This is a genomic window from Desulfuromonadaceae bacterium (genome assembly GCA_019429445.1).
Lineage (GTDB): Bacteria > Desulfobacterota > Desulfuromonadia > Desulfuromonadales > JAHYIW01 > JAHYIW01.
Genome location: JAHYIW010000063.1, coordinates 1 through 3,312 on the forward strand (window position 1 = coordinate 1; position 3,312 = coordinate 3,312).

The 3,312-nt window shown below is 54.3% G+C and carries 5 protein-coding genes; 2 read left to right on the forward strand and 3 right to left on the reverse strand.

Features of this window, described 5'->3' with window-relative positions:
* Positions 1 to 453: 453 nt before the first annotated feature.
* The 3 genes from K0A93_13575 to K0A93_13585 all read right to left on the reverse strand — a co-directional run bounded on the left by K0A93_13575 (position 454) and on the right by K0A93_13585 (position 1,416).
* Positions 454 to 840, reverse strand: a complete 387-nt coding sequence (locus K0A93_13575; protein ID MBW6513119.1) for a type II toxin-antitoxin system VapC family toxin — start codon at positions 838 to 840, stop codon at positions 454 to 456.
* Entirely contained in the window at positions 837 to 1,070 is a 234-nt protein-coding gene (locus K0A93_13580) for a type II toxin-antitoxin system prevent-host-death family antitoxin (GenBank protein MBW6513120.1), read from the reverse strand. The genes K0A93_13575 and K0A93_13580 overlap by 4 nt, the downstream gene beginning before the upstream one ends.
* Before the next feature lie 106 nt (positions 1,071 to 1,176).
* Positions 1,177 to 1,416, reverse strand: a complete 240-nt coding sequence (locus K0A93_13585; protein MBW6513121.1) for a ribbon-helix-helix domain-containing protein — start codon at positions 1,414 to 1,416, stop codon at positions 1,177 to 1,179.
* Between the two features lie 205 nt (positions 1,417 to 1,621).
* Between K0A93_13585 and K0A93_13590 the strand changes: the two genes are divergently transcribed.
* Complete coding sequence (locus K0A93_13590; GenBank protein ID MBW6513122.1) at positions 1,622 to 2,527, forward strand: fused MFS/spermidine synthase; 906 nt, start codon at positions 1,622 to 1,624, stop codon at positions 2,525 to 2,527.
* A 2-nt stretch (positions 2,528 to 2,529) separates the two neighbouring features.
* Entirely contained in the window at positions 2,530 to 3,156 is a 627-nt protein-coding gene (locus K0A93_13595) for a fused MFS/spermidine synthase (GenBank protein ID MBW6513123.1), read from the forward strand.
* Positions 3,157 to 3,312: the final 156 nt, after the last annotated feature.

Sequence of the window (3,312 nt, forward strand, 5' to 3'; positions counted from 1 at the left end):
CGTTCCGTTGAATAAAGCGCTATTCAATAACAGGGGACAATGGAATTACAAGACTGGTATCTTATGGCTTTAATCTTTAACTTCCGGGAAGTTGTCCTTTGATTCCAGTCATATATAACGCTGTTATCTATTTTTCTATCAGGTAAACAGTCTGTTAAAAGTTCCGAGATTTTTACGTGAATCACGTGACAGTGGTTTTTCCGGTTAGCAAATCTCGTCTACTGCACGGGGGTCAAATCTTTACTTTTGACTTATCCGGCTGCTGCGGTTCTCTTATGCTGTAAATTATCTGACGGGAGCGGTTTATGATAGACATCTCGGCGGTGCCCGATGGCGATAACCAGCACAATAAGGGTGTTGTTCTCAATGCTGCATATTGCACGGAAATCGCTGGCTTGCGATCTGGGAATCTACAGGCCCACCCCCCTTTTGAAATCCTCCTCGGGGTGTTTACTAACGGCTGGCGTCGAGCGTGTGGACGTCATAACACGCAATTTGACGATCGGCAGTCATGACCGTCAGCCCCTCCGCTTTCGCCTGAGCGACCAGCATGCGGTCGAAGGGGTCGCGATGGAGTAGGGGGAGTCGCCCGGCCTGCTGCCCATGGTAGAGGCTGATCGGCAGTTTTTCGAACCCTTCCTGATCGACAATAGTGTCGAGGTCATCCGGGGCGGTGACTTTGCCAATCCCTTGCTTGATGGTGATTTCCCATGTGGTGACCGCACTGACGTAAACGCTGTTTGCGGCCGCGCCGATCAGGTTCCGTGCCTCGTTCCCCAAGCGAGGATCGTCGGCCAGCCACCAGAGGAGGACGTGGGTATCGATGAGGATGCGTTTCATTCGTCCCCCTCGAAAGCCCTGATGATCTCTTCCGGGGTTACGTCAAAATCCGGGGCGATAACAATTTGTCCTTTGCAGCGTCCGGGCGTTCTCGGTGCCCGCTTGGGGCGGTAAGGGCGCAGTTCCAAGTAGGGCTTGCCAGCCTTGGCGATGATGATCTCCTCGCCCTGCCACGCCTTCTCTCCCAATGCCGACAGCTGACTTTTGGCTTCGTGCATGTTGACTTTCATGGCCTCACCTTTTCTTAGATTAGCTAAGTCTAGCCATGTTGCTTTTGTTTGTCAATTTGATTGGCTGGCACGTAAACTGGAGACACTACTTGGGGCACGATGAACTTCAAACTTCGGGGACACTATTCGCCCATTCTTGAACCGCCTGCTGGTCGACGGTATGACCGGTGTCGACATCAGACAGGGCTTCCAAGGTCAGGCGGTTTCTCTCTTCTTCTTGTTCCGTCCAGGCGGTCAAGGCCTGTTTTATGACCCAGCCACGTGAGCGATCCAGGTTGGTTGCCATCTGGTCAACTTTGTTGGCGAGAGGCAATGGAACATGAGCGGTGATGACTTTCGTTTCCATTAGGTGACCTCCTGACTGAATTTAACCATAGTGATTAAGTGTGATGTCGTCAAGGCTCGTAAAAGAGAGGCCGCAGGTAAACCGCTGGACAGATCTTCGTCTCACGCAGAGACGAAGGCACTTTTACTGCATGTAAGGCTGAGCATAAATGATTGACAGCGCAGCTCTGTTCAGTAGAATGAGCTGAACTTTGAGGAGAATATGAATGAAGTGCCGGATCTTGTTGTTCGTGATTGCCCTGTTAGTGTCGATGCTCTCTCCCCTCCAGGCTGCCGAAAAGCTGCTTTTTGAAGGAGATTCCCCCTATACCGGTATTCAGGTTTATGACAAGGATGACGGTTTGCGTTATTTGCAGTTCGGGCTCTACGAGCAGACGGTGATGCGGCTGAGCGACCCGGATGACCTGCATTATGAGTATACCCGCTCGGCGCTGGCCGGTTTTGCCTTTGCCGAACCGCCGGTCAAAAAGGTGCTGATGCTCGGTCTTGGCGGCGGGGCGATGGCGCAGTTCATTGCCCGCAAGTTTCCCGAGGTGCGGCTTGACGTGGTCGAGATTGACCCGCTGGTGGTCGAAGTCGCTACAAAGTATTTCGGTTTCAAGCCGGGACCTCACGGACAGCTGCAGATCGGCGACGGTCGGCGTTTGTTGCGCAAATCAGTGCAAAAATACGATGTCATTATCCTCGATGCCTATAAAGCGGGCGGAATTCCCTTTCATCTCACTACCCTGGAATTCATGCAGATCGTCAAGGATCACCTGAACCCCGGCGGTGTGGCGGTGGTGCATTTATGGGCGGAGTACGCCAACAAATATCTGCATGCGCAGGTCAAAACGATCGCCCAGGTATTTCCGCGCAATTACAGTTTTTATGATAACGCCGGTTCTTTCCTGATCTTCGCGACGCTGCGCGACCGTTGGCTGGAAAAAGACGAGCTGCGCGCGCGCGGCGCACAACTCGGTCAGGAGCGCACCTTTTCGTTCGATTTAGGGGCGCTGATTGAGGCGCAATATACTCCCGCTTCGCGCATCCCGATGGCCGGGTTGCAGGGTCAGGTACTGACCGACGACTTTGCGCCAGTCAATCTCTTGAAAGAGCAGTCGGGACGTTGAACATGGGCCGGACCAACGCACACCTTGCCTTGATCTACGCGATTGTTTTCGTCAACGGCGCGGCGCTGATGGCCTTTGAAATCCTCGGCAGCCGGGTGCTGGCACCGAGTTTTGGCAATTCGATTTTCGTCTGGGGGAGCCTGATCGGGGTCTTTATGGCGGGGATGGCGCTGGGCTATTTTTTCGGCGGCGTGCTCGGTGACCGGTGTCGCTCGCGGCTGCTGTTCGCACTGCTGCCGACGCTGCCGGGACTGCTGCTGCTGGTCTTCCCGTATTACGCCTTTCCCTTAACGGCATGGCTGGCCGATTATGATCTCGGGCCGCGCATCGGGCCTTTTCTGGCCTGCCTGTTGCTGTTTCTGCTGCCCTCGGTTTTTCTCGGTGCCGTTTCGCCCTATGCCATTGTGCTGGCGTTGCACGACCTGCGTCGCGCCGGACAGAGTGTCGGGGCACTCTACGCGATTTCAACCGTCGGCAGTATCGCCGGTACGCTCGGCACCTCGTTTTATCTCATCTTGTGGCTGGGAACGCGCAGCGCGCTGCAGTCGATCGGAGTGCTGCTACTGGTCGCCGGAGTGGCTGCCTTGTTCCTGACTGAGCGTCGTCCGGCGGCAGCGCCGGAGCGCTGAAACGGCACGAAAGTATAGGGGGACGCTGAAGTATAGGGGGACATTCTATAGTCCGCCTGTCAAGCTGAATCTATAATCTCTTAAAATTAAATGGTTAGCTTTTAACGTGAATCCCGGACGCACGTATCCCGTGTTTGTAAAATGGCGAGTTTCTCA

Coding starts and splice junctions, on each gene's coding strand:
- K0A93_13585 (MBW6513121.1), bottom strand. CDS start 1,416: ATGGAAACGAAAGTCATCACCGCTCATGTTCCATTGCCTCTCGCCAAC.
- K0A93_13580 (MBW6513120.1), bottom strand. CDS start 1,070: ATGAAAGTCAACATGCACGAAGCCAAAAGTCAGCTGTCGGCATTGGGA.
- K0A93_13590 (MBW6513122.1), top strand. CDS start 1,622: ATGAAGTGCCGGATCTTGTTGTTCGTGATTGCCCTGTTAGTGTCGATG.
- K0A93_13575 (MBW6513119.1), bottom strand. CDS start 840: ATGAAACGCATCCTCATCGATACCCACGTCCTCCTCTGGTGGCTGGCC.
- K0A93_13595 (MBW6513123.1), top strand. CDS start 2,530: ATGGGCCGGACCAACGCACACCTTGCCTTGATCTACGCGATTGTTTTC.